We start from the raw sequence: 25,106 nt of genomic DNA, 5'->3' as shown, positions 1-25,106 counted from the left end.
AACCGCGGTTAATCACGGCGGTCACTTCATCATCTAATTCCTTCAGTTGTATTTTTAGGTTAATTCATGGCTATTTTTCGTTTTCGTTACTGGGTGACAGCTGTTTTGCTGTGCCTTGTCTCCGGCTGCTCTTTGCTTGAAGTTAAAATAGACAGCCAGACAGTGCCCTTGACCAAACAAGAGCTCAATATGCGAATAATGACACGCGAGTATGCGCAACAGTTTTTCGCTCAGGTCGAGCAGGCTGCTGATGTGCTGCATAGCCGTTATCCTGCGCGAGACAGTATCAATCAATCCTATGTGTTGTTGTGGAAAATCAATGCCGAGGAGGGACTGCAGTCGGCAGCGTATCAGGTATCCCCAATGGCCTCGTTAATTGATACTTGGGTTTTCGCAAAACAGATGGCGCAGTTTTACACCGATGGTGCAGGCAAGGCGTTGTTTGTGAGCTCTGAGGCTCAAGCGGTCTCGCAGCATTTAGCGAAAGAGGCGGAAAAATTAGCACAAACATTGTTGAAAAAATCGGTGTTTGAGCAGAGCAAACATTTTGTCGAGACTTTTGTTGCCCAATACCCATTTGCGGATCTCAGTATGATCCGTACACCAGCCTATCGGGCTTGGTTGACGGCCAACCAAATCAGTGCAGAAGAGGCTGTGACGACATTGGGTACCATGCCTGAGGCTATCGGCGATGTGTCGGATCGACTTAGTTTGGTGTCGGAGCAGACCCCAAAGATCATGACCTGGAAAGCCCAACTGTTGGCGCTTAATAGTACCGCTAGCATCGAACAGGTTAATGTCGCATTGAACAGCTTGAAAGCCTCTTCCGATGCGTTTAAAGACTTTATCGATAATAATCCAGAGTACATGCGTCAGCTTGCGGAACAAATGGCGGTGGAGCTACAGCCGTTGGTCAATGATATTGATAGCAAGGCCGAGCAGCGTCTCGTGCAGCTAAGTGTTGAACGCCAAGCACTGGAAGCAATGGTCGCACGGGAGCGTCAAGAAATCGCGTTGATTGTGAGTCAGGAGCGTGCGCAGTTTACGCAAGATATCAATAAGGCGTCACAGGAAGTGGTTGATCTTGCGATGACGAAGCTGATCGAGTTGATCAAAAGTACCATCTTGTACTTCGTGTTGTTTATCGTGGTGATTTTCTTCGCGCCGTTGGGGCTGGGGTATATGTTGGGCAAGCGCTCTGCTGTACGAGCCTCTGCCGGCTAACATTCGTGAGCTAATCCATATGGATTTGTTATAAAGAGCAAAGGGGCGTATGCCCCTTTTTTATGTGCGCATTAGTTGCGATAAAATGCGTTGGCTTGGATAAAAATGAATTGTCTCAGTAGTGAGATAGTCAATAAATGTACCTTATGGCTATGATTTTTATAACACTGCACGTGAGGAACTCGCCATGCCATTGTTGACGATAAAATCATTGCCTTTTGCCCAAGAGGTTAATATCCCGGTCACATTGGGTGAGTTGTCAAAGCAACTTGCCAACAAGTGCGATATTCCGCTCAATCATGTGATGGTGGCTTGGGAATACCTGCCTCCCAATCATTTTGCTCACAATGGTCGGGTGGCAAACTGCCAGCCGCAAAATTCCCATCCCATTGTCGTGCATTTAGTAGCACCGAATTTTAATACCGAAGAGCAAATTTCTGAGATGCTTGAGGTGATAGCATCCAGTTTGGCAGAGCAATTACCCATAGCTAAAAGCAATATTTTTATTACCTTCTCCCCAGCTTATAGCGATGGTGTGTATGACGAAGGGCACGTCGTTGAGTGGGAGTAATCGGTGCTTTTTCCATGTTCGAGTCCCTTCGCCAACAAGCAAAATAAAACCCACCTTAATATTCAGTGAGGTGGGTTTTTATTTCGTGGCGGCCTATTTCATAAGTTGTCGTGCAATTGACGAAATACAACGTTGCGCTGTAAGGCTCACGCCAGATAGTTGATAGAATCCGTGGATCACACCTAAGTACCGTTCACAGTAAGCATCAACGCCATGTGCAAGCAATGAACGGTAAAGTTGCTCACCTTCATCGCGGAGTGGATCAAATTCTGCTGTGATAATGGTGGTGGTTGGTAATTTGCTGAAATCAGCACTTAATATATCTAATTCTGGGTGGCGTTTGATGTCCATGCCATCAGGGATATACATCTCAAAGCCAGACAACAGCATGCCTGCGGTGATGATGTAGTCTGTGCCGTTTTGCTGGTAGCTTTCAGATGCCCCGTGAGGATCCAACATTGGATAAATTAAAACTTGCTGTTGTGGTAACCAGGATTGATGCTGTTTTAAGCGCAGTGTGGTCGCAAGCGCTAGCTGGCCACCCGCACTGTCACCCACAAAGGCTATTTGTTCGGTATTGCCGCCGTATTTTTGTCCTTGCGCTTTGATGCTCAATACCGCTTGATAAACATCATCATGAGCGGCAGGGTACACATGTTCCGGTGCTAGTCGATATTGGATGCACACCACCAGCGTGTTGGACTGGTGCGCGAGGCTGCGAAGCTGGGCATCGTGTGTTTCAAAGCCGCCACTGATAAAGCAGCCACCATGAAAATAGACCGTGATAGGTAAAAGAGTATCCGTGCTAGGCTTGTATACCTTAATGGTGATGCCATCTAGCTCATCGACAAATTCTTCTGCCATGCTTGGACTACTGCCTGCTAATACTGTACTGCCAATATATCCGGCACGTCGGTCAGCAATATTCTGCGTTGATGGACAAGGTTTGCCATTGGCAATGAAACCTTCGACTAAAGGGCGAATACCTGCTTCTAAGTGATTGATCATTTTGTTGCTCTAAGGAATATTTATACGCTGCGTAGGGTATAGCAACAGTAAACCTTGTATATAAACACAGTACAAAAATGTGATGTCTGTAATGATGAACACATCAATCCTCAAGCATTCTAAGGAAAGTGACTTTACAGGGTTATGCCGTGCTTAATCCTACCTAACGTACTATTCAATATTGTTCTGCAGAGTATTCAAAATAACCTGCGCCATCAAATTTGATGCTTTGATTTTCCAATGATGTATTGCATCCAAACGTGGCACTGTATGTGGAAGAGCACCAAGCCATAAACGCTAAGCAGTAAGGCAAGAAAGTGAAAGTCAGTGTAAAGCCGACACAGAACACTCCCTATCATCAGTGTCGTCATGGTACGGGTGAATTTTGGTTGTGGATCAAACCGCATTGTAGGCCAATACATCATAAATTTGGCGGTAAAAAGTATGTATACGATATCATTTACAACGTCCATGTTGCCTCCATAAAATCGAATATCTTTATCCTTTTACTATATATCGCAATGGGGTATTAGAGATGGGTATGCAGTTGAGGTTTGGTTGCTTTTTTGTACAGCTGCGATAGGGGTCATCTTGTGGTAAGCAACCATACTGAAGCGTTTACATTCATTGCTATAATTGGTCTCTACGTTTTCTTTATGGTCTTGCTACCGGCTGCGTTATACAAGTCAGTGCTTCATGCTTCATGCTTCATGCTTCATGGCTGGGTCAGTACCTGCGTTTTGTATGCTAAGGTTGAAATATGACGCTTTGGCGTAACTTATCTGGAACTCTTGCGGTATTTCTATGACAGTTTTATGCCATGCGTCTATTGACGAAGTGATGGGGTGTGGGCAGGTATAGCCGCGGGAGGTGCAATCATGGCAGCACGTGAAGTTAACTTCGATGGCTTGGTTGGCCCTACCCATAACTACAGCGGGTTGTCGCAGGGAAATGTGGCCTCGCTGAATAGTCAATTTACCCCATCAAACCCCAAGCAGGCTGCAAAGCAGGGACTGCATAAAATGATGGCGTTGGCTGAGTTGGGGATGGAGCAGGGTGTGTTGGCACCCCAGGAGCGGCCTGATATGGCTACTTTGCGCCAACTGGGGTTTAGTGGCTCAGATAGTTCTGTTTTAACCGCGGCCGCAAGACAAGCGCCGCATGTTCTGGCGGCATGTTGCTCGGCCTCAAGCATGTGGGCGGCCAATGCCGCTACGGTGTCACCTTCGGCGGACACGGCTGACGGGAAGGTGCATTTTACGCCAGCCAATTTGGTCAGCAAATTTCACCGTTCCCTGGAGCATATAGTGACGGGGCGGATTTTGCAGGCCACCTTTCCTGACCCGCGTTATTTTGTTCATCATCAAGCGTTGCCCCGCAGTGAGCATTTTGCTGATGAAGGCGCTGCCAATCATACGCGATTTTGCCGGGATTATGGTGAGAAAGGCGTCGAATTTTTTGTTTTTGGTCGAGATACGTTTGATTTGCAAGGCCGCCGACCTGATCGTTATCCCGCGAGGCAGACAAAGGCGGCGTGTGAAGCGCTGGTGCGGTTGCATCAGCTTGAGAATCATCATGTTGTGATTGCCCAGCAGAATCCGGCTGTGATTGATCGCGGGGTGTTTCATAACGATGTGATTGCGGTGGGCAATCGGGATCTTCTTTTTTGTCACCAAGAGGCGTTTGAGGAGCAGGGCACTGTGTACAAGGCACTCTCTGACAAGTTCGACGGTAAGCTCAATATTATTGAGGTCCCCAGCCACTTGGTGAGTGTTGATGATGCCGTATCAAGCTACGTGTTTAATTCGCAGTTATTAACCTTGCCTGATGGAGAGGTGATGCTGGTCATCCCGCAGGAATGCCGCGAGCATAAGAAGGTATGGGATTATATTGAGGGTTTGTGTGATAGCGGACAAGGGATTGATCAAGTTCGTGTTTTTGATTTGAAACAGAGTATGGCAAACGGCGGAGGCCCTGCCTGTCTGCGGTTGCGCGTTGTTCTGAACGACTTGGAATTGGCGGCAGTTAATCCAGCAACATTATTGACCCGAACGTTATATACCCAACTCAACAATTGGGTCGATCGCCATTACCGCGATAGACTGGCATGGGATGATTTGGCCGATCCCATGCTGTTGTTTGAGTCGAGAACCGCCTTGGATGAACTTACCCAAATTTTGCAGCTTGGCTCTGTCTATCCGTTTCAAATGGAGTAGCTAGGTATAAATCGGTACTGACACAAAATTTTCGATTGCTTGATACGCCTTGTAGCAGCATAGCGGGTTGAGATCTTCTAAGTTGAGAAAGGCATGGAGGGTATCGGGCAGGTGCAGTGAGCAGCAGGGGATTTGCCGGTCGCGTAGTTTATCGGCATACATCAACCCCTCGTCTTGAAGCGGGTCAAAACCGGCCGTGATAATCAGTGTCGGGGGATGGTTTTCGTCGATTGCCTGCCATAGTGGCGAGGCATTGTGCCGCACGTCGGGCGCATAAGTTTGAAAATATTGGTCGAAATACCAGCTCATCTTGTCTGCTTCCAGCAGGTAATTTTTGCCGAATATGGCGATGGATTGGCTGCGGAAGGTGTAGTCGAGGCTGGGGTAGATCATGATCAGTTTATTGATAGTGGGGAACAGACAGCGCTGAGTCAGTGTGGCTGCTAATGCACCTCCAGCTGAGTCCCCGACAAGGATCAGTTGTTTGAGATAGGGGATCTGGAGGTTATCCAGCAAGCTCCAGATATTGTCGAGGGCGTGTTGGCAGTCATCAAGGCCTGCAGGGTATGGATGCTCCGGGGCAAGGCGGTAATCAATGCTGACAAGGGTATGGCAGGTATGAAAAGCGATGCGCCGAGCAATCGGATCATATACATCGTTGCCGCCGCACATGTGTCCGCCGCCATGCAGAAATAGGATAACCGGACGGGGCTCGTCAGGGGCTGGTTGATAGATGCGGCAAGGAACGGCATTTTGGTTACCGTTGCCAGCAATGGCTGACGAGGTGACATGTGAGATCAGGTAGTGATTAGTGGTGAATTTGGCCGTGATCAGAGCTAAGCCTTCCCTTGCCTGTTCAGGGGTTGGATGAATGCCTTGGGCTCGGGAGAGGGCCAACGTAGAATTAAATTGGGCTAGCCATAGGTTTAGTGCGTTGGGAAGAGAGATCATGTGTGCTTCCTAATCTTTTTTGTTGTTTTTGTCTTTTTTGCTCTTCTAGTTCCGGCACGCGAAGGATCAGGTACTCTTTAAAATTGGCACAGCGAGCAGGCATATATTTGCGTGGCTTGAAATAGAGGTTCAGTTCAAATTCGCTGCTGATATAGTCTTCTAATACAGGGACTAATCGTTGGTGCTGAATATCAGTGGCAATGAGACTAAAAGGCAGATAAGCGATCCCACCCCCTGCTAGCGCGATTTTCTTGAGGATCTCACTGTCATCGGCCTCAACGGTCTGTGCGATTTCAATGGAGCTGTATTCGCCGTTAAATTCGAAAATCCACCGGTTGCCGCCTACTAAAGTTGTGGCATACAAACATTGATGTTGCAAAAGATCATCGGGCACATTGGGTATGCCGTGGTGTTCGATGTACTCGGGTGAACAACATGCCATCAGTGGCTCTTTGAGTAATGTCCGCTTGACCAGTAGGCTGTCTTTTTCCTGAAAACCCCGGTAGGTGGCGTTGGCACGAATGGCGAAGTCAACATCATGGACATGATCCACTTCGAAGGCGGTTTCTAAAACCACAAAGTTGATAGACGGGTGGATTTGGACATATTCACCGATAATCTGGCTGAGGTAATGTTTGGCAAACAAAGGGGTACAGGCGATTTTTATAGTGCCGCGATCTTCATTGCTCATATTTTGTATTTCATTGAATACATCATTGATTTGAGCATGAATAAGAGAAAAGCGCTCGTAGAGACGCAGCCCAGCTTGGGTTGGGGTTACTTTTCGGGTGGTACGTTTAAGAAGGTTAACCCCCATTTTTTCTTCAAGCTCGTTAAGCCAGCGGCTAGCAGCAGAGGCTGAGATATTATTGAGTTTAGCGGCTTCACTGATTGAACCTGTTTTTACAACATGTAAAAACAGAACGACTTTATCGAGCATTCCCTGTCCCTGATAGTGTCCTTATCATTTATCCTGTTATAGCAAAACCGCCGAGTTATGACTAAGGTAAACTCATCATTTTGCGGGATTTTATGCAAAAATAAAGTGAAGTTGATCGACGAATTGCATTGGAAATTGCGCTGAATCTGCAAAGGTGATTTTCGTAAATGGGGGTAATCGATTTAGTACGAATATTCTAAACTGGTATGGAAAATAAGGTTATTCATGCGCTTGAGTGGAGCTCAATCGCCATAGCTGATTATTGGAATGTTTTGGTTTAATTTAAGGGAATACTGCAATGATGTTGAATAATAAGGTTTGTATCGTGACTGGTGGGGCGCAAGGTATTGGTCGCTGTATTGTAGAAACCTTTGCAAATAATGATGCATTACAAGTTTATGCATGTGATATGAATGCCTCCGCAATGAATGAACTTTCTGCGAAATATCCGAATGTTGTTGCTGTGGAACTTAATGTGTGTGATCGCGCTGCTATCGCTCAGTTTGTTGAAACGGTAAAAGAAGCACACGGTCATATCGATGTGCTTGTAAATAATGCCGGTATTACCCGAGATAATTTGCTTGAAAGAATGAGCGAAGAAGACTGGGACTTCGTTAACGACGTCAACCTCAAGGGCGTGTTTAATATGACTCAGGCTATCGCGCCTTTCATGGTAGAAAAGGGTGCGGGCTCTATTATTACAATGTCTTCTGTTGTGGGCACCGACGGTAATATCGGTCAGTCGAACTATGCGGCGACAAAAGGTGGCGTAATTGCCATGACGAAGAGCTGGGCTAAAGAGCTTTCTCGCAAAGGCGCACAGGTACGTGCTAACTGCATCGCCCCAGGCTTCATTGAAACCCCAATGACCGTTGATTTACCTGAAAAAGTATTGGATGCAATGAAATCAAAAACTCCACTGGGTCGTATGGGTAAACCGGAAGATATTGCCAATGGTGCATTGTTCCTTGCCAGCGACCACTCATCGTTCATTACTGGCCAGACACTGAAAATTGACGGCGGTTTGGTCATTTAAACATATTGTTCGCTGCTGATTAGCGACCAAGCCCTGGCAGGTAGTTCTGCCGGGGCTTTTTGTTTGCATGCTCTAGGTTGTGAGGAACTGCTTGATGGCCATGCCACATAGCTTCGGTTGCTCTTTGTGGGCTTCGTGCTCCGCAAATGGAATATTCATAAAAGAAGCCTTGTCATTAAGTCGAGCTTGTAACGCGGTGGCCTCTTCTAGTGAAAATAGGAAATCTTTGTCTCCGCGTATGACCAGTGTCGGGCATTGTATTTTGCTAACGTAGTGATGTGGGTACCCATCGTTGCTTTGGTCTAACCAGAGTGTCTTAATTTTGGTAACGAGTTTCTCGAAATCAGGCATAGGATTGAGGTAAAAGTAGCGTTCTATACTGTCCGGAAACATGGCAATCCAGTCTTCGGTTGTGAGTCCAGCTAGAATTTCTGTTGAAGGGTCATTATTTTCAAGGCGCCACTGCGAGCCAATAGTGATGAGTTTTTTCACTCGGCTTGGGTTGGCTGCGGCTAGACGATAACCGACGATTCCTCCATCGCTAAAGCCTAGGATCGAGAAGGTATCGAGGTTCAAGGTTGCGATCACTTGTTCGATATCGCGCTGGTACTGTGCGTAGCTTAGGGGGACATCGCCTAACGTTGATTGGCCATGTCCACGAAGATCAATGCTGAAGACGGCATAGTGAGCCGGAATATAGGGGTGCAGGGGTAGTAGGTCATGCTGGCAGCCCAATCCCCCGTGAAGCAATATAAGCGGTTCTCCCTTTTCGTTACCGTGCTGGGTAACGGCTAGGCGGGCATCGTCGATGTCGATAAAAGTTGCTTGCCCGGAAGAAAGGCTAACCATGTTGATTCCTCTTTAAGTTGAAATATCCTGCATTGGATGTTCCTAACGGAAAGAGTATCGGTAAGGTTATGTCAGATACGTTGTTTCCGTAACGGTGTGGGGGAAAAGCAGGCGATAAGTGCAAAATAGGCGCACAAGTATACCGTGCTAACCCAATAGCCAGACTAGAACTAATGGCTAACTTTGTGGTATTGCTCAAGAAAAAAGGCCATCTAATTGATGGCCTTTGATTTACGTAATAATGAATGGCGTTAGCTAGCTGTTTGTTCTTCCTGCTCTTCTGCTTTTTCACGAATACATTCGTTAAACACCTTACGTGCTTCTTGGGCTTCTTCTGACGCAGCAATCTTGTTTTCTTTGGCTGTCATGGCCTCGTCGGTCAGTTGGCGTAGCTCCTCGATAAAGGCTTCAGGGGCATCGTTGGTATCGAAACTGGATTCGCCATTGGCAATGGCATGCTCGCGAATTTTCTTCTTCAGTTTCCATACCTTGTACAGTGCTTCTCGTTCAGCTTCAGCGGCTGCTTGGGCGATTTCTTTCAGTTCTTCAAATTTAGCGAACGCTTGGCCTTCTTGCGACCAAGGGTCTATTTCAGGCAGTTCCTCGATATTGATGACGGGATCGACATAGCCCTCTTGGAGGGTTAGATCGAGAGTCGCAGCCTTGACGGCAGACATCATCAGCATCACCGCGATTACCAGTAGCGGAAGGCCACCGACGATAGCGGCAGTTTGCAACGTGGCCAAGCCGCCCATAAATAGCAGGACAGATGGCATGAAAGAGAGCGCGAAAGCCCAGAACAGACGGTTCCAGCGCATTGGATCTTCGGTGACGTTGTTTTGTACAACCGAGGCAAGGATGAATGAGATAGAGTCGAAAGTCGTGGCTGTGAAGATAAGGCACAGCAGGGTAAAGACGGCGATCACTATGGTGCTGAATGGCAACTGCTCAAGAATCGAGAAGATTGCCTTGTTTGCTCCGTGCTCGTTAAGGATACCTACGACATCCAGCTGGCCTGATAGTTGCAGCGACAGCCCGAAATTGCCAAGGATGATGAAGAACAGGAAGCAGCCCATAGAACCAAAGAAGATAGAGCCGGTCACCATTTGCTTGATAGTACGGCCGCGAGAGATGCGGGCGACGAAAAGACCCATGCTAGGCGCAAAGACAAGCCACCATGCCCAGTAGAAAATGGTCCAGTCCTGAGGGAAGTGGGTATCCTTGAAGTTGCCGTAGCCACCGAAAGGTTCAGCCCAGGTCGCCATGACAAAGAAATTGGATAGCATACGGCCAAGTGCATCCAGACCTGTTTCCAGCATGAAAATAGTCGGGCCGCAGATCAGAACGAACGCCAATAGCCCCATCGCGCCCCAGAAGTTAATGTTACTGAGGAACTTGATGCCTTTTTCCATTCCGGCATAGGCGGAATAGGCAAAAATAGCGGTACAAAGCATCAAGACGACAATTTGGGTCGGGGTATTTTGAGGAACGCCGAATAGGTAGTTGGCACCTTCGGTGATCATGGGGGCTGCAAGACCAAGAGTGGTTGCGCCACCGCCAAGCAGACCGAAAATGAACAGTACGTCTATTAGTTTGCCTTGCCAGCCGAAGCTGCGTTTTTCACCGATAACTGGCATCAAGGCTGCCGATACTTTCAGTACGGGCTGTTTCCGCACATAGAAGAAGTAGGCAATGGGTAGAGCTGGAACCAAGTAGATAGACCATGCTATAGGCCCCCAGTGGAACAGGCCGTAGGTAGCCGCCCATTGGATAGCCTCATCGCTTCCCGGAGCAAGCTGGAATGGCGGTGATTGGTAATAGTAAGCCCATTCGATCGTCCCCCAGAACAAGATACTGGCACCGATACCACCGCAGAAGAGCATGGCTGCCCATGAGGCGGTTGCGAATTCAGGCTTCTCGTCGGGGTCGCCAAGTTTGATCTGACCAATATCAGAGAAGATTATGTAGATCATAAAGAAGAAAGCCGCCACGCCTAATGCTAGGTAAAGAAAACCCAGCTTATCGGTCATAAAGGTTTTCGCGATAGCAATCCATTTCGCACCTTGTTCGGGAAAGAGAAGAAGCGGTACGACGACGGATATGAGTAGACCAACCGCGCCAAAAAACGTTGGCTTGTCGATTAGCTCAAAATGTTTTTTCGCAAACATATTAGCTCCTGCAAATATAAATCCTTGTTTGTGAATTAAATGATCTTGCTAATACGAGCTGATAACAAGTTGCATGATTCATGGTCACAATTAAAATCTGGAATGAAACATTTGTTTATTCTTTCTTTGCCGATATTTTCTGGTTGTAAATTACTTCTGGTACTAAGTAGAGTAGGGAATGGCTTGTGTTGAGTGATAATTGAACTAAATATGATTGATATATGCTCAGTGGTGTTTGGTTTGGATGGCGATAATTTTGTCAAAGTGTGAACTACGGACTGTGGACTACGGCTAGGTATAGTTCGTCTATATCATTGAACTTGATTGTGGGCGTATGTTTGGACCTTGTTGTCGCATTTGTTCAATACATTCATGGTATAAGGTTTTATGATAGCCTGAGGTTTGTTTTTAGAGTTATACCATGAATTATGTTGCGTTAAAGCGTGGCGAAGCCGTGCCACTTCAAAGCATTTGTGATACCGAAAAGGGGGCGAAATCTAGCCTGAGTGTCACACTGATTTCCGATCGCGATATGGTCGATCTTGTGAAGATGCTCGATGATCCCAAGGTTATCGAGTATCTGTTCTTTGCACCGGCTCCGGTTGAAGTCTATGAGGCCTTTTTTATGCCGATTATTACCGAGACCCAAGATGCCATTCGCTCGGGGGAATGGCCGCGTCATCCTACTGTGGTTGTTCGAGATGACAATGACCGGTTTATGGGGATGGCCGGATTGTCGCAGATGATGTTCTTGCCGGGTAACTACGATATGGGCTATCAGCTTCCTGCGCATGCTTGGCAGCAGGGCATTGCCACTGCATTGTGTCAGTTGATGACGGATATCGCGTTTAATGAGATGGCCGCTTATAAAGTGACAGGCAGCTGCTATGGTCAGAATATTGCCTCAGCGAAGGTTTTGGAGAAATGTGGTTATGTCCATGAAGGGCGTTCAGTGGGTTATTATCCGCTCCGGGATGGGTTTGACGACCGCCTGTATCTAGGGATGACGGCGGAACAATATGCCAGCGCTAGTTAGAGATATTCAAGCTAGTACAGACAAATGGCCCGCTATAGCGAGATAGCGGGCTTTTTGATGGCAGAGCCAAAATTAGAGCGTTGGTGTCACATCCTGAACATGAAAGCTGCCTTTGTCGAGAGGGCGGGTAACTTCCTTGCTGGTATTGAAATTGATCTTGCCAAGATCAACCTGCTTGATGGTACTGTCTCGCATTGTTTTGTAGTACAGCTTGCCGTTGGTTTGGTCGATAACCGATGTCCATTGGGTCGCACTTGGCAGATCCGGAATGTATTTCTTCTCGTTGAATTCAATACCAATTGGCAGATCGAAATTGTTCAGGATATGGAATGCCTGTGATACGGCTTCATCACTGGAATGAAGGTCTGGTGCTGTGTTGACAAAAAATGCCGCGCGGACAAAGCGTGACGGTGGGGTGATATCGCCAGGTAGGCCAAGTGCGCCCGAACCGACCCCAAACGAGAAAGCGTTAACCCCATTGATTTGTTGGCCTTTGCTGACACCCGGATGCATATTGATATAGTTGTTCAGGTTAGTGAGGTGCCACTGGTAATCCGGCGCATTGGTCAGAACTTGAGCGATGTTTTTGTGGATGTGGATCTGGCCGTGATCCATGATTTCAATCACGATATTGTTACCTTGTTTATCGGCAACCCGCCAGTGGGCAGTCGGGGACGGATTGCCTTTGTCGTCCATGTAAACCGGTACAATCTTGATTTGGGCAAGGGCCTTTTCGACCTCATCGATGCTGCTGAATTGGGAGAGCATCCAGCGTACAAAGTCCATGTCGGTAATGTTATTGGCCACGTTACTTGGATCATATTTGGCCAGCGAGCCGTAGTTTTTGAAGTAGAACAGCCCCGCTGATAGCCCCGCCTCGTTTACCCCTTCTGCAATGAAGCGATCATCACTGACTGAAATACCGGTAAAGCCATATTTTGACTCCCAAGTAAGACCTTTTTTCTGATCCGGCAGAACCGATGTATAGCTATGCTTGCGTGGCGAGATCACCAGTTTGCTGTTGAGATCGTTCTCGCCCCATTCGATTGTCCGGGCTTGAATATAATCATCGTTGGTCGTGGTCAGAGATATACCGGTGCAGGCACTGGCGGTATAGGCAAGGCAAGATGCGACAAGCGCCGCGGCTAACTTCAGTTTCATTGTTTCATCCTTTTTGCGAATACTGCATATATACGCTTTATTGAACATTTAAGGTAGCTGTTTGTTGTATTGTTTATTGTCACTCTCTGGCAATAAAAACAGACAGTATCTATCTGTAACCCTTGCTTAGGCATGACTCGGTTATAAAGTGCATCGTTGACATTGTTTGATTATCAAACTAACCTTCTATCAAATAATTTGATAATCAAACAAATGGAGTCGCCGTGTATTTCCCAACTGAACATCAACATTACTTCTCTGAGCACAACAAGAAAGGGGAAAGGCGAACACTTTACGTTTTGTTGCTAACCGTTACGGCAATGGTTGCTGAAATAGTGGCCGGAACCGTCTTTGGTTCGATGGCGCTTTTGGCTGACGGTTGGCACATGGGGACTCATGCGGCGGCATTCTGTATTACGTTATTTGCGTATCGTTATGCGAAGAAACACGCTGGTACTGATAGATATTCGTTTGGTACTGGAAAAGTGAGTGTGTTAGGCGGCTATACCAGTGCTATTGCCTTGGGGATTGTGGCTCTACTTATGCTGGTTGAGTCGGCTCATCGATTGGTGAATCCGCAGCCCATTCAATTTAACGAAGCAATCGGTGTCGCGTTTATCGGTTTGTTGGTCAATGTGCTGAGTATGTACCTTCTTCATGGTAATGATCATCATCATGATGGGCATTCGCATGGGCATTCGCATGGGCATTCGCATGGGCATTCACACCATCATGATCATAATTTGAGAGCGGCGTATCTGCATGTTCTGGCAGATACGCTGACATCGGTATTGGCTATTGTTGCCTTGGTGATGGGGAAGATTTACGGCTGGAACTGGCTTGATGCCGTAATGGGGATGGTTGGAGCGGTGGTCATTGGCAAATGGACACTAGCTCTGATTTGGCAGACATCACCCATTCTTTTGGATGAAAGCATTGCTCAGGATTACAAGGCATCAATAGTGGCGGCATTATCACCTGATGCTAACGTAAAAGATATTCATGTGTGGCGTATTAGTGCTCATCACTATTCAGCGGCGATTATCATTGAGTCCAATAGCAATAAAACAATTGATGACTATAAACAATTGTTGGCGGAGTTTGATAAGATTCATCATCTTACTCTTGAAATGCACTCATCGACCCTATGTACAAGTTAGAACCGCTGAATCAATTGTTAACGGAGTTTTATGACAAGATGTCTTCTTGGGAGATGTCGGTTGTAAAAGAAACCGGTTATTCGCTAGCACAAATCCACACTATTGAGGTGCTGGGTATACATGGTGCGATGCGGATGAAAGAGCTGGCGCAAAAATTAGGTATCACGACGGGGACCTTGACGGTACAAATTGAGAAGCTGGTGAATGCCAACTTGATTGAGCGTGATGCCCATCCTGATGACCGCCGTTCGATTGTCGTGCGTTTAACTGGCGACGGGGAGAAAATTCACCGACTCCATAATCAATTACACTTGGATTTGGTGAAAGATCTTACTCGAAATATTGAGCCTGAACATGCCGCTATTTTGGTTGAGTGTCTTGAAAAAATGAATCAAGAATTCTAATTCTGCTTTTATTACCCAGCGATATGCCTCGTCGTGATGAAGTGCAACCTTGTCTACGTTTTTGGCTTTCGCTGGTGGTGCTTATTGCCAAAGGTTTTGCATCAATGTTGAACTGATGCGTTTTGGTGTAACCACTGTGTATGCTACGATCTCTCTGTATAAATAAACAGGGAATATTATGCTCACGGCCTTGGCGATTAATAACTACCGCTCCATTCCTAATTTGGTGATCCCACTGGGACCGCTAAATGTGATCACAGGTGCCAACGGTAGCGGCAAGTCCAATCTCTATAAGGCGTTCGCGCCACTAAAAATGGGATTATTATAGTAACATAGCGGCCTCCGAACGTTTCTTACTCAGGCTTACCAAGTGTGGCAGAGTCTAATGGAAGGGAGTCCATGTTATTCGTTATGGCTTCAAGAAATTTGTCGAAATAACAACACTAATATTTTTGGGCGTTGTTGACTAAAAGCATAACTATACATTTTTATTTTTGTTATTTAGAACTTGTGACTATCTATAATTTTATAATCGATGAAATTAGTGCCCTCATGCAGCAAATTATTATCTTAATTTCGATAGTACTAGTGGATAGTTCTTTTTGTCAACAACGCCGTCTTTTTGATGTTTGAGTAATTGTGTTATGTATGTCAGCTACGACACAGTTATTGATTTCTATTATGGTGATATAGGATACAATGCATTAATTAATAAACCTAAAAATACAGCCGATATTGTGAAAGTAATTGTGTTTATAATTATCTGCTTACTCATTGTTAGTCCTTGTTTATATACTATAACTATAACTGATAACAATGTGAATGGAATCAAAAGACCATAGTAATTAATAACGTTATCAACTAATAATGAATCCATCAGTAAATTTGAATGAGGAAATAGATATTGACTTATTTCTTCAACTTCATCTCTTGAAAGGATTATGAAAGACATTCCCAATAGTAAAAAAATATGAATGAGAATGATTGATTTGTTAATTATTCTTAGCATAATCCAGAACTCTTTTGTGCAACAACTTGATGACGTATTTTTCCTCGTATTTTTGTTGTAGCCAGTTGGAAAGCATTAATATTAATGTCATATTTATCAATTACCGTAATTGAATCACCATTTTCATCAATAATCTTAAAACTTACATCTCCTTTACTATTACCAAAAGACGATCCTTTTATTTCAATATCAGCCGTTTTACCAATCAGAAACTCATGTTTTAGTCTATCAATAGATGTTTGTTTGGTAACTTTAATCCAGTCTGTAACAGCATGACCTACAACAACTGTACCTGACTCATTTCCAAGCGATAGAGTATCTATAATGCCATAAATATGAGTGGGAGCATTTCCATGATTAGGTCGTGTCTCTATATAACAACCTGAAAATAGATTAACTCCAAATGATGTTTTAGGGATATTCATGCCGAGACCACTAACTCTAATTCTTATTTCCATATATTACCAACTAATCTAAATTAAATGGAGAGCAATATTAAACAACAAAATTTGTTGGTTGATATGGGTAATGTTTATTTTATGGATTCATATCAAAGAAATGTTGATATATGTAATGAATGCTATAGAAAATATGGAGATGTATCACGCAGTTGGCACTTTTCTGATGGATATTTGTGTGTCACTTTGTTTGAGAATAACATTTATTAAATATGGTTGGTGTATCTCATTGGTTAGGTGTTTAAATGGGATATTTTAATTTAATTATTAAGGGAAATGAAAAATAATTAATGCTCTTCATTTGAGAGTTCATGAAACTTTTAAGAGTCGAGAGAAAAACATTCACAAATATAGGGAGTGGCAGTCTGCATGTGAATAATTCCATTCCAACTACGATACTCTAGCTTTTCCTGGGGGATTAATTGGAGCGTATGAGCGTATACTACACGGTGATCCTCAGGCTATCGAGGCAGCACTTTGCTTTGTCGAGATTAGACCTTGTTTTTTTTCGGTCTGGTTATATGTATAAAGACTTATTGCGAAAGCTTGGTAAGGCTCCATTGAAAGATAATGATATTGCTAGGTTCCAGTTTATAAAAAATCGTATGAAGAATATCGCCGTAATAGAAATACTCCCGGATAATTTCATCGCTGATACACAACCATAGCGCTACATAAAAGATAGCCAGCAAGGTCGATATTGCAGCGAGAGTGACAAGGCTGAGTCTTGAATCTAGTCAGAATCACCCATGCCAAAATCTGGATAAGTGGCATTTATATGATTTATTATGTGCTATCATTTACCGCTCAAATTTATAGAGTGTTATTATGCAACTAATTCCTTTGTTAAAACAGCCGAGAATTCACTGACGATTATAATGTTTTTATAGATTAAATATATATAACATTAGTTTGAGGTTAGGAATGCAAAAGAAACATTGGTCAAAATTTTAATTGTTGCATGAGGTGGTAACGAACGCCAATATCATCATAAAGGGAACACATAGTTATTACAGTGATTGCTGGGATAAGGGATTTGAAGAGTCGGTCGTCCGATATCTGCATGGTGATGAAATTAGTTGTAATTGGGAGCCACGGTGGGATATCGACAAACTCTATATTGGCGATTATTTTTGTATTGCTGCTGAAGTCGTTATATTGATGGGCGGAAATCACACTCATAGAGCGGATTGGTTTTGTTTATATCTATTTATGGATGTTATCGATGAAGCATATATAGGTAAAGGTGACACTCATATTGGTGATGGTGCATGGCTTGGAATGAGATCAATGGTAATGCCAGGTGTAACTATCGGTGAGGGCGCGATAGTGGCCGCTAATAGCGTCGTGACAAAGGATATTCAACAACTGAAATGTGCAGCTTTCGCTTATGATGAGGAAAATAGGCTGCGATGACCATACAATGCTTTTCTGATTGTTAGTGGAACGTAATGTGCAGCGATTAATTTGCTTGCCTCTTCAAAACGCCCGATTAATTCGGGCGTTTTGCTAGGTGGTAGTAGCTAGTTTTGCCACCGCATAGTGATGGGTTGCCAGCGGTTTGGCGTACGTGGTTTTGTTTTGTTGGGGCTCTCTGCCTGATATTCGACAAAGCCAAGTTTGCGGTAGCAGCGAAGGGCGGGTGTATTGTGGGCAAACACGTTCAAGGTAATATCGGTTGCACTGAGTTTACTCTGCGCATAGTGGATAGCAGTAGTGATCATCTGCTTGCTGTGCTGCTGGCCGCGGTAGTCTTCGGCAATAAAGACTCGGCATAGCCGGTAGCTGGTGTCGGAGACTTTGAACAGTTCGATAAATCCGGCATGTTGCCCATCAACTGTAAACAGAAAGGGAATGACTTCCTTTTTGGAATAATGCAAATCGAGCTGGCGGAAGGTTAGTGGATACTGGAATGTGCTTCCGCTCCAAAGAACGTTAAGCTCATCGGAGTCAATCCATTCGGTGAGTTGCCAGTAGTCGTTTTCAGTAAAGGCTTTTAGACCCATTGCGGTAACGTTTTTGTTCTCCTAATAATAATGGGCGGGAAAATACCCCAGAATGCGCCAATTAGAAAGAGATTGCGCTTCTTTTTGTTGATGTTTCGGGGGGGATTCTCATCCGAATCGTTTTCCCATTGTATTTTCCGTTATTGAACGATTGGATTTATGGGTGGATGATTGGTTTGTTTTTCAAATAGCCGGATAAACGGTTTGATTGTCGGCAGGGCGATGATGATGGCGAGCACATGTAAGGCCGTCAGTTCTACTGTATTGCCATAGAGCCACTGCCCGGCAATGTTGCCGAGCGCAAAAGCAGCGATGCCGAGTATAGTTAGGCAGAGTAGTGTTTTGAAAACAAAGATGTAGGCTTGAATCATTGTGCAAATCCTTTTGCTGATGTTCAAAATAAGAAAACAGCATCATCATGGCACTGTTATCGGATCATTGCTGAAGTCATCAGCGAGTTTTGCAAGCAGAGGGAATTTTTTCTTTTGAGATGCAGATTGGTGGCAGGCAAGATGGGAGATGTCTCTGATAATTTTTTTGAAAGCCCTTATCGCTAGTGTGGCCTCTCTTTGGGAATATGCTCAATAGAATAGTAAACGAGAGCGATCTACCGAGAGGCCTGCTTTTTGGTGGTTAAGTTATACGGTAATGTTACGTGCGTGCTTTTACCAAGAAGCGTTTGAAGAAGTCCGTAAGATCAACGGAAGCGAGATCAGTAAATTCACCAGCATCATAGAAGCGTCCTTTGCAAGTCGGGCAGCTCTCGTACCAGATATGTGGTTGTTTGGCATCGACCATGCGCAATAGGGGATTGTTGGGGCATACCGGGCATTCAACTTTGTCGATTTCGTTGAAGCGTTTCCCCAGTGATTTATGGCCGATATCGATATCTTTGGCCAGAGGTTTCATATCTTCAATTTCATAGCTATCTAGCCATAGTCCTTTACAGGCGCTACAGCGTTCAATGTCTCCCATTGCGGTAGTAATGTGCTCGAAAGGGTTGTGACATTTAGGGCATTTCATGGAAGCTCCTTGCGAAATATATTTCGCCCAACTTACTCTGAAATGCATAGGTTTGAAAATTCAAGGTGCTAATTTGCGACATATATGCTCAAGTTTGCCTATTTTGGCTGATTTTCCTGTCTTTTCTGTCCGCTAGGAGTAAACAGGGGCCGGATGTTATTTTGGAATGCGCTATAGGTATGTAGTGTGGGTTTCGCCCGCTTTTTTGATATATCTGGCATTGCAGTTGATAGGAAATGTGCCTAGGATGGGGCTGTTTATACATTCAGGATTGGTCGTTATGGCTGATCTCGGCAAGACATGGAGTTGTACCAAGATGGTGGCTAAAGTAGATATTGCGCCGCAGATCCGAGATGGGCAAATGGGCCCGCAGTTTTCCGAGTTGATTCAAGGCTATTGGCGCCTTGGTGCATGGAATATGACCCCGCAGCAGCGGTTAACTTTCCTTAAGCAGCATATTGAGCTAGGGATTTCCACTGTTGATCATGCAGATATTTACGGTGATTATCATTGCGAGCAGCTGTTTGGTGAGGCAATGGCGATAGAGCCGAGCATCCGTGACCAGATTGAGATAGTAACTAAGTGTGATATCAAGCTGTGCTCAGGCCTGTTCCCAGATCGTAAAATCAACCATTATGATACCGGCAAGGCTCATATTATTGAGTCGGTCAATAATTCTCTGGCACGCCTTAATGTCGAGAATATCGATGTGCTGCTGATCCACCGTCCGGATGTGCTTATGAATGCCGACGAGGTGGCAGAGGCATTTGGCGAGCTTAAGCAGCAGGGTAAGGTTAACCATTTTGGTGTCTCTAACTTTACCCCATCGCAGTTTGAATTGTTGCAGTCTCGTCTTGATGCGCCTCTTGTTACCAATCAGGTTGAGATTAACCCGCTGAATTTTGATGTATGCCATGATGGCACGCTGGATATGCTGCAGATGAAGCGGATCAAGCCGATGGCGTGGTCATGTCTGGCTGGCGGGGATATTTTTTCCGGTAACAGTGAACAGGCTGTGCGTGTTCGTACCGAGCTTGAGGTAATTCGCGACGAAGTAGGGGCCGCAAGTATCGATCAGGTGATTTATGCCTGGGTTCGTCGACTGCCTTCACAGCCATTGCCGATCATCGGCTCGGGTAAGATAGAGCGCGTGCAGGCGGCGGTTGATGCCCTTTCTATTACCTTGACGCGTGAGCAATGGTATCGCGTGTGGGTAGCCTCGAAAGGTCACGGTGTGCCATAGTCGTTATGTAATTGACGATAGTTGCATGGCAATAGTCAATAAAGCATAGAGAGAAGAGAAAGGGCCGTGAAGGCCCTTTTTGTTTTTCTACCAGCAGTGCTTGTAGCTTTTTTTCTGGGCGCACTCAGCGGTCTTAAGCGCATCGCTGAAAGTTTCGTCGTGGGGGTAGGCATCGGCCAGTTCACGGAAGGTTTCTACCGCCTTGGTCGTTTGCTTCTGGTTGTAATACGCCCATCCTTTGATTTCGGCCATACCCACATCCTTGCCATAGTTCATTTCAAATTGGTTCGTTTTATCAATAACGTAGGCATAGTCCTGAAGCTCATAGGCATTGAGAATCGCCTTGGCTTCTCTTTGTTTGGTGTAGAGCATCCGCTGGCTAGGATCGGGCAGGTTATAGGCAAGGTATTCGGCTCGTTGCTCGAATCCGGCTTTGTTGAGTGCCAATGTGTAGCCATATTGGGTGTTGGTGTAGTCCTTATCATTTTTCGGTAGGGTCTTTAGGGCTTTCACAAAGGCGCGGGTTGCGGTCATTGGACGGTCGAGTTTGTACCACTGCCAGCCCGCAAGGGCCTGTTGTTGTGGGGTTAGCGATGGGAGTTTGTCCAGCAGCTTCAGGCAGGATTGAGGATCATTTTTGCAGGCTTTGGCAAGTGCTGGTGAGCCTTGGCTTTGGTTGAGTTTGGTCAGAGCCGGATAGCGTTTTGACCATTTCGACTTGAGCTGCTCGGCATCGTCTGTTTGTCCCATACGTTGCAAGCTGAGGATTTTCCCTTCAATTTGTTTGCGGCTGGGTTGCGATGACCAATTAATGGATTGGTTGAACCAGGATAGCGCCTTGGCGGGTTGCTTCTGGCGTAGGTATTGCCAGCCAAGCAGTTCGGCTCCCTTGGCGTCTTTGATGGTGCTGATTTGCTGGCTAGCCTGTTGAGTCTGCTGGGACGAAAGACGGCGTTTGCCTAGTTGGTTCAAATTCACTTGGTAGGTCAGCTTGCTATAGGCATTGCTGTCAAAGCCGCTACTGTTGCGGTATCGCGCGAGGATATCTGTCCCGTGGCGAGATTGGGTCCATGCCAGCGTTTTTTGGGTAGTTGCTAAAGCATGCTGGGGGCAATTTTGCAAAAGGGCTGTGAGTTTTTGTTTGGCTTTGGGGCCATATCCTGATTGGGTTTCGAACTGTAAATCCAGCCATGCCCATTGGATACGTTCGCAGTTAGACCATTGCGGGTTTGACGCCAATAGTGCACGGGCCTGCGGGGTATTTCGGCTTTCGACTGCCTGGTTGAGCTGGCTCAGTGCGGCCTGATAGCTGATTTCTCCGTTGAGGTTGTCTGATATATTCTGGCTGGAAGCGGCTTGCTGGGCGGCTTGCCAGCCTTCTTTTTCTAAGATCTCCCAGATTGGACTTTCGTCATAGCCGCTGTAGGTTTGGGGGGGATTGATCTTAACGGACACTTGGCTTTCGAGGAGTTGGACATGGCCCTGCTCGTTGGCAAGTACCGGGGCTGCGAGAAGCAGGGGGAGTAATGACAGTTTCATTGGCAATACCTCTCGTAAAAAGCAATATGGGAGAAAATGATCAGGCTGGCAGAGTAGTAATCATCCGACAGAGTGGGTTCGGGAAGGACACTGCGATGTTTGTAATCCTCGTTGCTGAGCTGAACCAGAGCAGCAATGGCATTTGCGCCGCTTGGGGCTCGGTAGTTCGCCATGGTGTTGGTTTCCACATCGACCCACGCGCGGTTGTATTTTTTGAGCCAGCTACGATAGTGGTCATTGATGGCGTTGTCGTATCCCCCCCAGATCAAGTACAACGGTATGCGGTAGCTGGCATAACTAAAGCGGGGTGGGAACTGCTGGGCTGGCTCCCATTGGTTATTGCGGTATTCGATCCAGTCTGAAGGGAGGGCATGTTGTCCGAACTGACTTTTCTCGAGAATTTTCATTCCGCCATCGTTGAGACTTTGCCAGCGGGCATTGAATTTTGCGAAGTCGTTAAAGGCCGGGTAAACCCAATAGGAAGGGTTTACCACAGTCGATGATGGATGCTCGAAGCCATAGCCTGCGGGCAGCAGTGCGGTGTGTTTATCCAAAGTCACAAGGTGGGTATCGGCCAATGCGTTGATGATGGCTGCTGCCTGTTCGCGATAGCGGTTTCCCGGCCATACTTCTTCGGCTTTTAGCAGAGCCCAGGCGATAAAGATATCGCCGTCGCTGGCATTGTTACGATCCGGGATATGGGGTGTGGCAGATTGCCACTTCCAAGAGAACAGTTGATCGCTATCGCGTTGGAGGGTTTGTTGCGTCCAGCGCCATATGGCACGGAAACTGGCATGGTCATGAAAGAAGGTTGCCATGACCATGCCGTAGCCTTGGCTTTCGCTGTGGCTGATGCTGTTATTGCTGTTATCAACTACCCTGCCGTCCGATGTGACGAACTGCTGCTTGTAAAGCGCCCACATGTCCGAGTCTTCCCGGATATTGCAGCCATGAACGCTGTTGAAAACCGAGGAATGGCTGAGCAGTGGCACCGTCGCGAGTACAAGAGGGAGCCATTTCATGATTTTTTCTCCAGCCCTCGGAACATGAACCATGCCAATGCGAGCAGTAGGGTAAAGAGCAGGAACGGCATGCTGAGTGGATGGGCGATAAATCCGGCGCGAAGTAACTGACGATCCGTCGCTCGGCTTGGCACCGTTAGCTCGATGGTTCCGGTTACTGCGCTGCTAGGCTGGCTGAGATAGATGGCCATTTCTTGTGTCAGAGCCTGTTCGTTTGCGGTAGTGAAGCTGATGTTGCGCCATCCGTTGCTCAGTGTCGTTAGGGTGGCGAAGCTATTTCCTGCTTGCTCCCATTGTGTTGATTGGCCGGGATACTGGAAAAATTGGCTCTGGCTATTGATGGGCTCACCCGTTGTGCTTTCTGCCATGTCGGAGAGCAAGTTGTTGCGCAAGCGGTTAAGTAGACTATTCGTATCGCTGGGGGCTGGGGAGAGCGTGTCACCGCTGGTGCCAACATTGAAGTTGAGGTTGAACGGGCGTAATTGGGTGGTACTGTCGGTAACCAGCAATTCGGTCATCGGCTGGCGGGCCTGAAAGGCAAGGTGACTTAGCAGTTGCCAGACATCGCCAAAATCACTGTTTTGGGCATAATTGAGTGTCACTTGAGCATCACTGCCATTGTTTTCGGTGATGAATAACAACTGATCGGCGGGTAACTGTTGCTCATATCTGGTGAGGTAATTGACCCATGCACCGAACTGAACCGCAGAGCTATCGCTGATATGGGCAATGAAGGGAGTGATATTGCCAGTCTGGCTAGATACAGTTTGTTGTTCAGGGCCGTAAAGCTCAATACTAATGTTGTTTAACCCTGGGCGAAGCATGCTCATCGGGAAACTGAGGCGGTAATGCTGCATGTTGCGCCAGTAGCTGGCCCGTAGAGGCATGCTGTTGGCATAGTCGCCGTTGACACGAATGACCATCGCCGCTTCACCGGGTGCAACTTTTGGATGGGTTAGGACAAGATTGATGTGAGATTGCTCTTCTTTGTTAACCAGAAAATTCGCTGGCATCATTAACGGAATGGTTAATGGCTCATCCCCAAATCTTTGCTGCTGGGTAAAAAGGTTGACAGGGTATTCGGTGTCGCTGGCAACCTGAGGCTGGTCATTGGTACTTTGTGCGGCGATCATGCCGTAGGTTTGATTCGGTAAATGAAAAGCCGGGTTAGCAAAGAGTTTGCTGGACTCAAGCAGCTCTTGTTCATTTCGGCCGGATACGATGATCCGCCATTGCTTCTGATGATAGTGCAAGGCCATATAGGGCCCGTTGATCGCATCCAGATAGTTTTGTGGCAGGCTGGCATGTTTTGCCAGCGCATCTGGTAGGCCATAAATCAGCTGGATTTTGCTCTTGTGGCTAAAATCGCTGTGTTCATTGTTCCGGGTATAAAAGTGGTACTGATAGTCGCTGCTTCCACTTCGCAATGTCCACCCTTGTACCAACAAGCCTGCAATTGTTAAATCCCCTTGGGCATTATCGGGTAATAGGCTGATCAGCTGTACCGGCTGGTCATGCATTTGGCCGCTGCTGATCAGTGCTGCTGCACTTTCTAGAGTCGGCGATGTTTGCGTTGGATAGTAACTGAACTCAAAGAATGATTGGTTGGCTAACAGTTCGGTGACTGCTTCGGCAGCATTGACTCGTTGTTCGGTTAAGCTGAGTGATCCCGGTAGCTGATGACGGACGGCAACGGTCAGGGTATTGCCGTAGCGGTTGAGCAAGTCGGGGGTAAGGGAGATGACAACCTGCTGCGGATTACCATCCGGTTGAAGTTGGATATTTGCGAGTGCTTTTTGACCAAGGCTCACCCAGAGGTTAGCGATGTCGATTTTTCCTGAATGGGTCATGGTTAGCGATAGCTTGATTTCTTGCGCTTTTTGGGTATCCAAAATAGTTAGCGGAAAGCTGATTTTGTCCCATTGTCCCCGCAGGGTGGTATCGCGGCCTGGCGGCAATAGAATGTTGAGCGGGACAGTGACCGTTTCAAGCGGTGTATAGGACGAAGACGTTGTTTCTGCCTGTAGTGGCAGGCTGCTAAACGTCATTAACAGCAGGCCCAGAAGGGACGTCATTAGCGAT

The 25,106-nt window shown here is 46.4% G+C and carries 22 protein-coding genes and 1 pseudogene; 10 read left to right on the top strand and 13 right to left on the bottom strand.

Annotated elements, in window-relative coordinates:
• Positions 1-66: 66 nt before the first annotated feature.
• Both ABT56_RS18540 and ABT56_RS18535 read left to right on the top strand, forming a co-directional pair.
• The gene (locus tag ABT56_RS18540) at positions 67-1,224 is read left to right on the top strand and encodes a hypothetical protein (RefSeq protein WP_047880401.1); all 1,158 of its coding nucleotides are present in this window, start codon (positions 67-69) and stop codon (positions 1,222-1,224) included.
• 187 nt (positions 1,225-1,411) lie between these two features.
• Positions 1,412-1,795, top strand: coding sequence for a hypothetical protein (locus tag ABT56_RS18535; RefSeq protein ID WP_047880400.1), 384 nt, complete (start codon positions 1,412-1,414; stop codon positions 1,793-1,795).
• 93 nt (positions 1,796-1,888) lie between these two features.
• Here ABT56_RS18535 and ABT56_RS18530 read toward each other — a convergent pair whose 3' ends face one another.
• On the bottom strand, positions 1,889-2,803 hold the full coding sequence (locus tag ABT56_RS18530; RefSeq protein WP_047880399.1) for an alpha/beta hydrolase: 915 nt from the start codon (positions 2,801-2,803) through the stop codon (positions 1,889-1,891).
• An 878-nt stretch (positions 2,804-3,681) separates the two neighbouring features.
• On the opposite strand from ABT56_RS18530, the gene astB reads away from it, so the two are divergent.
• Positions 3,682-5,019, top strand: coding sequence for an N-succinylarginine dihydrolase (gene astB / locus ABT56_RS18520; protein ID WP_047880397.1), 1,338 nt, complete (start codon positions 3,682-3,684; stop codon positions 5,017-5,019).
• On the opposite strand, the gene ABT56_RS18515 is transcribed toward astB, so the two are convergent.
• On the bottom strand, positions 5,020-5,970 hold the full coding sequence (locus tag ABT56_RS18515) for an alpha/beta hydrolase (protein WP_047880396.1): 951 nt from the start codon (positions 5,968-5,970) through the stop codon (positions 5,020-5,022).
• Positions 5,924-6,910: a LysR family transcriptional regulator gene (locus ABT56_RS18510; protein ID WP_047880395.1), complete on the bottom strand. Its 987-nt coding sequence runs from the start codon at positions 6,908-6,910 to the stop codon at positions 5,924-5,926. Before ABT56_RS18510 ends, ABT56_RS18515 begins: the two co-directional genes overlap by 47 nt.
• A gap of 301 nt (positions 6,911-7,211) precedes the next feature.
• On the opposite strand from ABT56_RS18510, the gene ABT56_RS18505 reads away from it, so the two are divergent.
• Positions 7,212-7,946: a beta-ketoacyl-ACP reductase gene (locus ABT56_RS18505; protein ID WP_047880433.1), complete on the top strand. Its 735-nt coding sequence runs from the start codon at positions 7,212-7,214 to the stop codon at positions 7,944-7,946.
• A gap of 72 nt (positions 7,947-8,018) precedes the next feature.
• Here ABT56_RS18505 and ABT56_RS18500 read toward each other — a convergent pair whose 3' ends face one another.
• Both ABT56_RS18500 and ABT56_RS18495 read right to left on the bottom strand, forming a co-directional pair.
• The gene (locus ABT56_RS18500) at positions 8,019-8,795 is read right to left on the bottom strand and encodes an alpha/beta fold hydrolase (protein ID WP_047880394.1); all 777 of its coding nucleotides are present in this window, start codon (positions 8,793-8,795) and stop codon (positions 8,019-8,021) included.
• A 251-nt stretch (positions 8,796-9,046) separates the two neighbouring features.
• Complete coding sequence (locus ABT56_RS18495) at positions 9,047-10,963, bottom strand: BCCT family transporter (RefSeq protein ID WP_047880393.1); 1,917 nt, start codon at positions 10,961-10,963, stop codon at positions 9,047-9,049.
• 421 nt (positions 10,964-11,384) lie between these two features.
• Here ABT56_RS18495 and ABT56_RS18490 point away from each other — a divergent pair, with 421 nt between their 5' ends.
• On the top strand, positions 11,385-11,999 hold the full coding sequence (locus ABT56_RS18490; RefSeq protein ID WP_047880392.1) for a GNAT family N-acetyltransferase: 615 nt from the start codon (positions 11,385-11,387) through the stop codon (positions 11,997-11,999).
• A 72-nt stretch (positions 12,000-12,071) separates the two neighbouring features.
• Here ABT56_RS18490 and ABT56_RS18485 read toward each other — a convergent pair whose 3' ends face one another.
• On the bottom strand, positions 12,072-13,160 hold the full coding sequence (locus ABT56_RS18485; protein WP_047880391.1) for a linear amide C-N hydrolase: 1,089 nt from the start codon (positions 13,158-13,160) through the stop codon (positions 12,072-12,074).
• A gap of 224 nt (positions 13,161-13,384) precedes the next feature.
• On the opposite strand from ABT56_RS18485, the gene dmeF reads away from it, so the two are divergent.
• The 3 genes from dmeF (at position 13,385) to ABT56_RS23725 (ending at position 15,052) form a co-directional block, all read left to right on the top strand.
• A complete protein-coding gene (dmeF, locus tag ABT56_RS18480) occupies positions 13,385-14,320 on the top strand; it encodes a CDF family Co(II)/Ni(II) efflux transporter DmeF (RefSeq protein WP_047880390.1) in 936 nt (311 codons plus the stop codon).
• A complete protein-coding gene (locus ABT56_RS18475; protein ID WP_047880389.1) occupies positions 14,308-14,724 on the top strand; it encodes a MarR family winged helix-turn-helix transcriptional regulator in 417 nt (138 codons plus the stop codon). Before dmeF ends, ABT56_RS18475 begins: the two co-directional genes overlap by 13 nt.
• Before the next feature lie 178 nt (positions 14,725-14,902).
• Entirely contained in the window at positions 14,903-15,052 is a 150-nt protein-coding gene (locus ABT56_RS23725; RefSeq protein ID WP_240478356.1) for an AAA family ATPase, read from the top strand.
• Between the two features lie 674 nt (positions 15,053-15,726).
• On the opposite strand, the gene ABT56_RS18465 is transcribed toward ABT56_RS23725, so the two are convergent.
• Positions 15,727-16,158 carry a hypothetical protein gene (locus ABT56_RS18465; RefSeq protein ID WP_047880387.1) on the bottom strand — a complete coding sequence of 144 codons (432 nt, stop codon included), beginning with the start codon at positions 16,156-16,158 and terminating at the stop codon, positions 15,727-15,729.
• Between the two features lie 987 nt (positions 16,159-17,145).
• On the opposite strand from ABT56_RS18465, the pseudogene ABT56_RS18455 reads away from it, so the two are divergent.
• Positions 17,146-17,553, top strand: a pseudogene (locus tag ABT56_RS18455) (DapH/DapD/GlmU-related protein); the annotation flags it as partial.
• A gap of 161 nt (positions 17,554-17,714) precedes the next feature.
• On the opposite strand, the gene ABT56_RS18450 reads toward ABT56_RS18455, so the two are convergent.
• The 3 genes from ABT56_RS18450 to ABT56_RS18440 form a co-directional block, all read right to left on the bottom strand.
• A complete protein-coding gene (locus ABT56_RS18450; RefSeq protein ID WP_084722400.1) occupies positions 17,715-18,197 on the bottom strand; it encodes a GNAT family N-acetyltransferase in 483 nt (160 codons plus the stop codon).
• A 140-nt stretch (positions 18,198-18,337) separates the two neighbouring features.
• Entirely contained in the window at positions 18,338-18,568 is a 231-nt protein-coding gene (locus tag ABT56_RS18445) for a hypothetical protein (RefSeq protein ID WP_047880385.1), read from the bottom strand.
• Between the two features lie 280 nt (positions 18,569-18,848).
• Positions 18,849-19,220, bottom strand: a complete 372-nt coding sequence (locus ABT56_RS18440; protein ID WP_047880384.1) for a zf-TFIIB domain-containing protein — start codon at positions 19,218-19,220, stop codon at positions 18,849-18,851.
• A gap of 316 nt (positions 19,221-19,536) precedes the next feature.
• Here ABT56_RS18440 and ABT56_RS18435 point away from each other — a divergent pair, with 316 nt between their 5' ends.
• Positions 19,537-20,463 (top strand): aldo/keto reductase, encoded by a 927-nt coding sequence (locus tag ABT56_RS18435; RefSeq protein WP_047880431.1) that lies wholly within the window; start codon positions 19,537-19,539, stop codon positions 20,461-20,463.
• An 87-nt stretch (positions 20,464-20,550) separates the two neighbouring features.
• On the opposite strand, the gene ABT56_RS18430 is transcribed toward ABT56_RS18435, so the two are convergent.
• Genes ABT56_RS18430 through ABT56_RS18420 form a run of 3 tightly spaced genes read right to left on the bottom strand, consistent with a single transcriptional unit; the run spans position 20,551 to position 25,099 of the window.
• A complete protein-coding gene (locus ABT56_RS18430) occupies positions 20,551-22,002 on the bottom strand; it encodes a tetratricopeptide repeat protein (RefSeq protein ID WP_047880383.1) in 1,452 nt (483 codons plus the stop codon).
• Complete coding sequence (locus ABT56_RS18425; RefSeq protein WP_047880382.1) at positions 21,999-23,024, bottom strand: family 8 glycosyl hydrolase; 1,026 nt, start codon at positions 23,022-23,024, stop codon at positions 21,999-22,001. The genes ABT56_RS18430 and ABT56_RS18425 overlap by 4 nt, the downstream gene beginning before the upstream one ends.
• Positions 23,021-25,099: a hypothetical protein gene (locus ABT56_RS18420; protein ID WP_157037906.1), complete on the bottom strand. Its 2,079-nt coding sequence runs from the start codon at positions 25,097-25,099 to the stop codon at positions 23,021-23,023. Before ABT56_RS18420 ends, ABT56_RS18425 begins: the two co-directional genes overlap by 4 nt.
• Positions 25,100-25,106 lie beyond the last annotated feature (7 nt).

It is taken from the genome of Photobacterium aquae, from assembly GCF_001029445.1.
Lineage (GTDB): Bacteria > Pseudomonadota > Gammaproteobacteria > Enterobacterales > Vibrionaceae > Photobacterium > Photobacterium aquae.
Note: the sequence above shows the minus strand (reverse complement) of the source record. Positions and strands in the feature narration are given on the sequence as shown.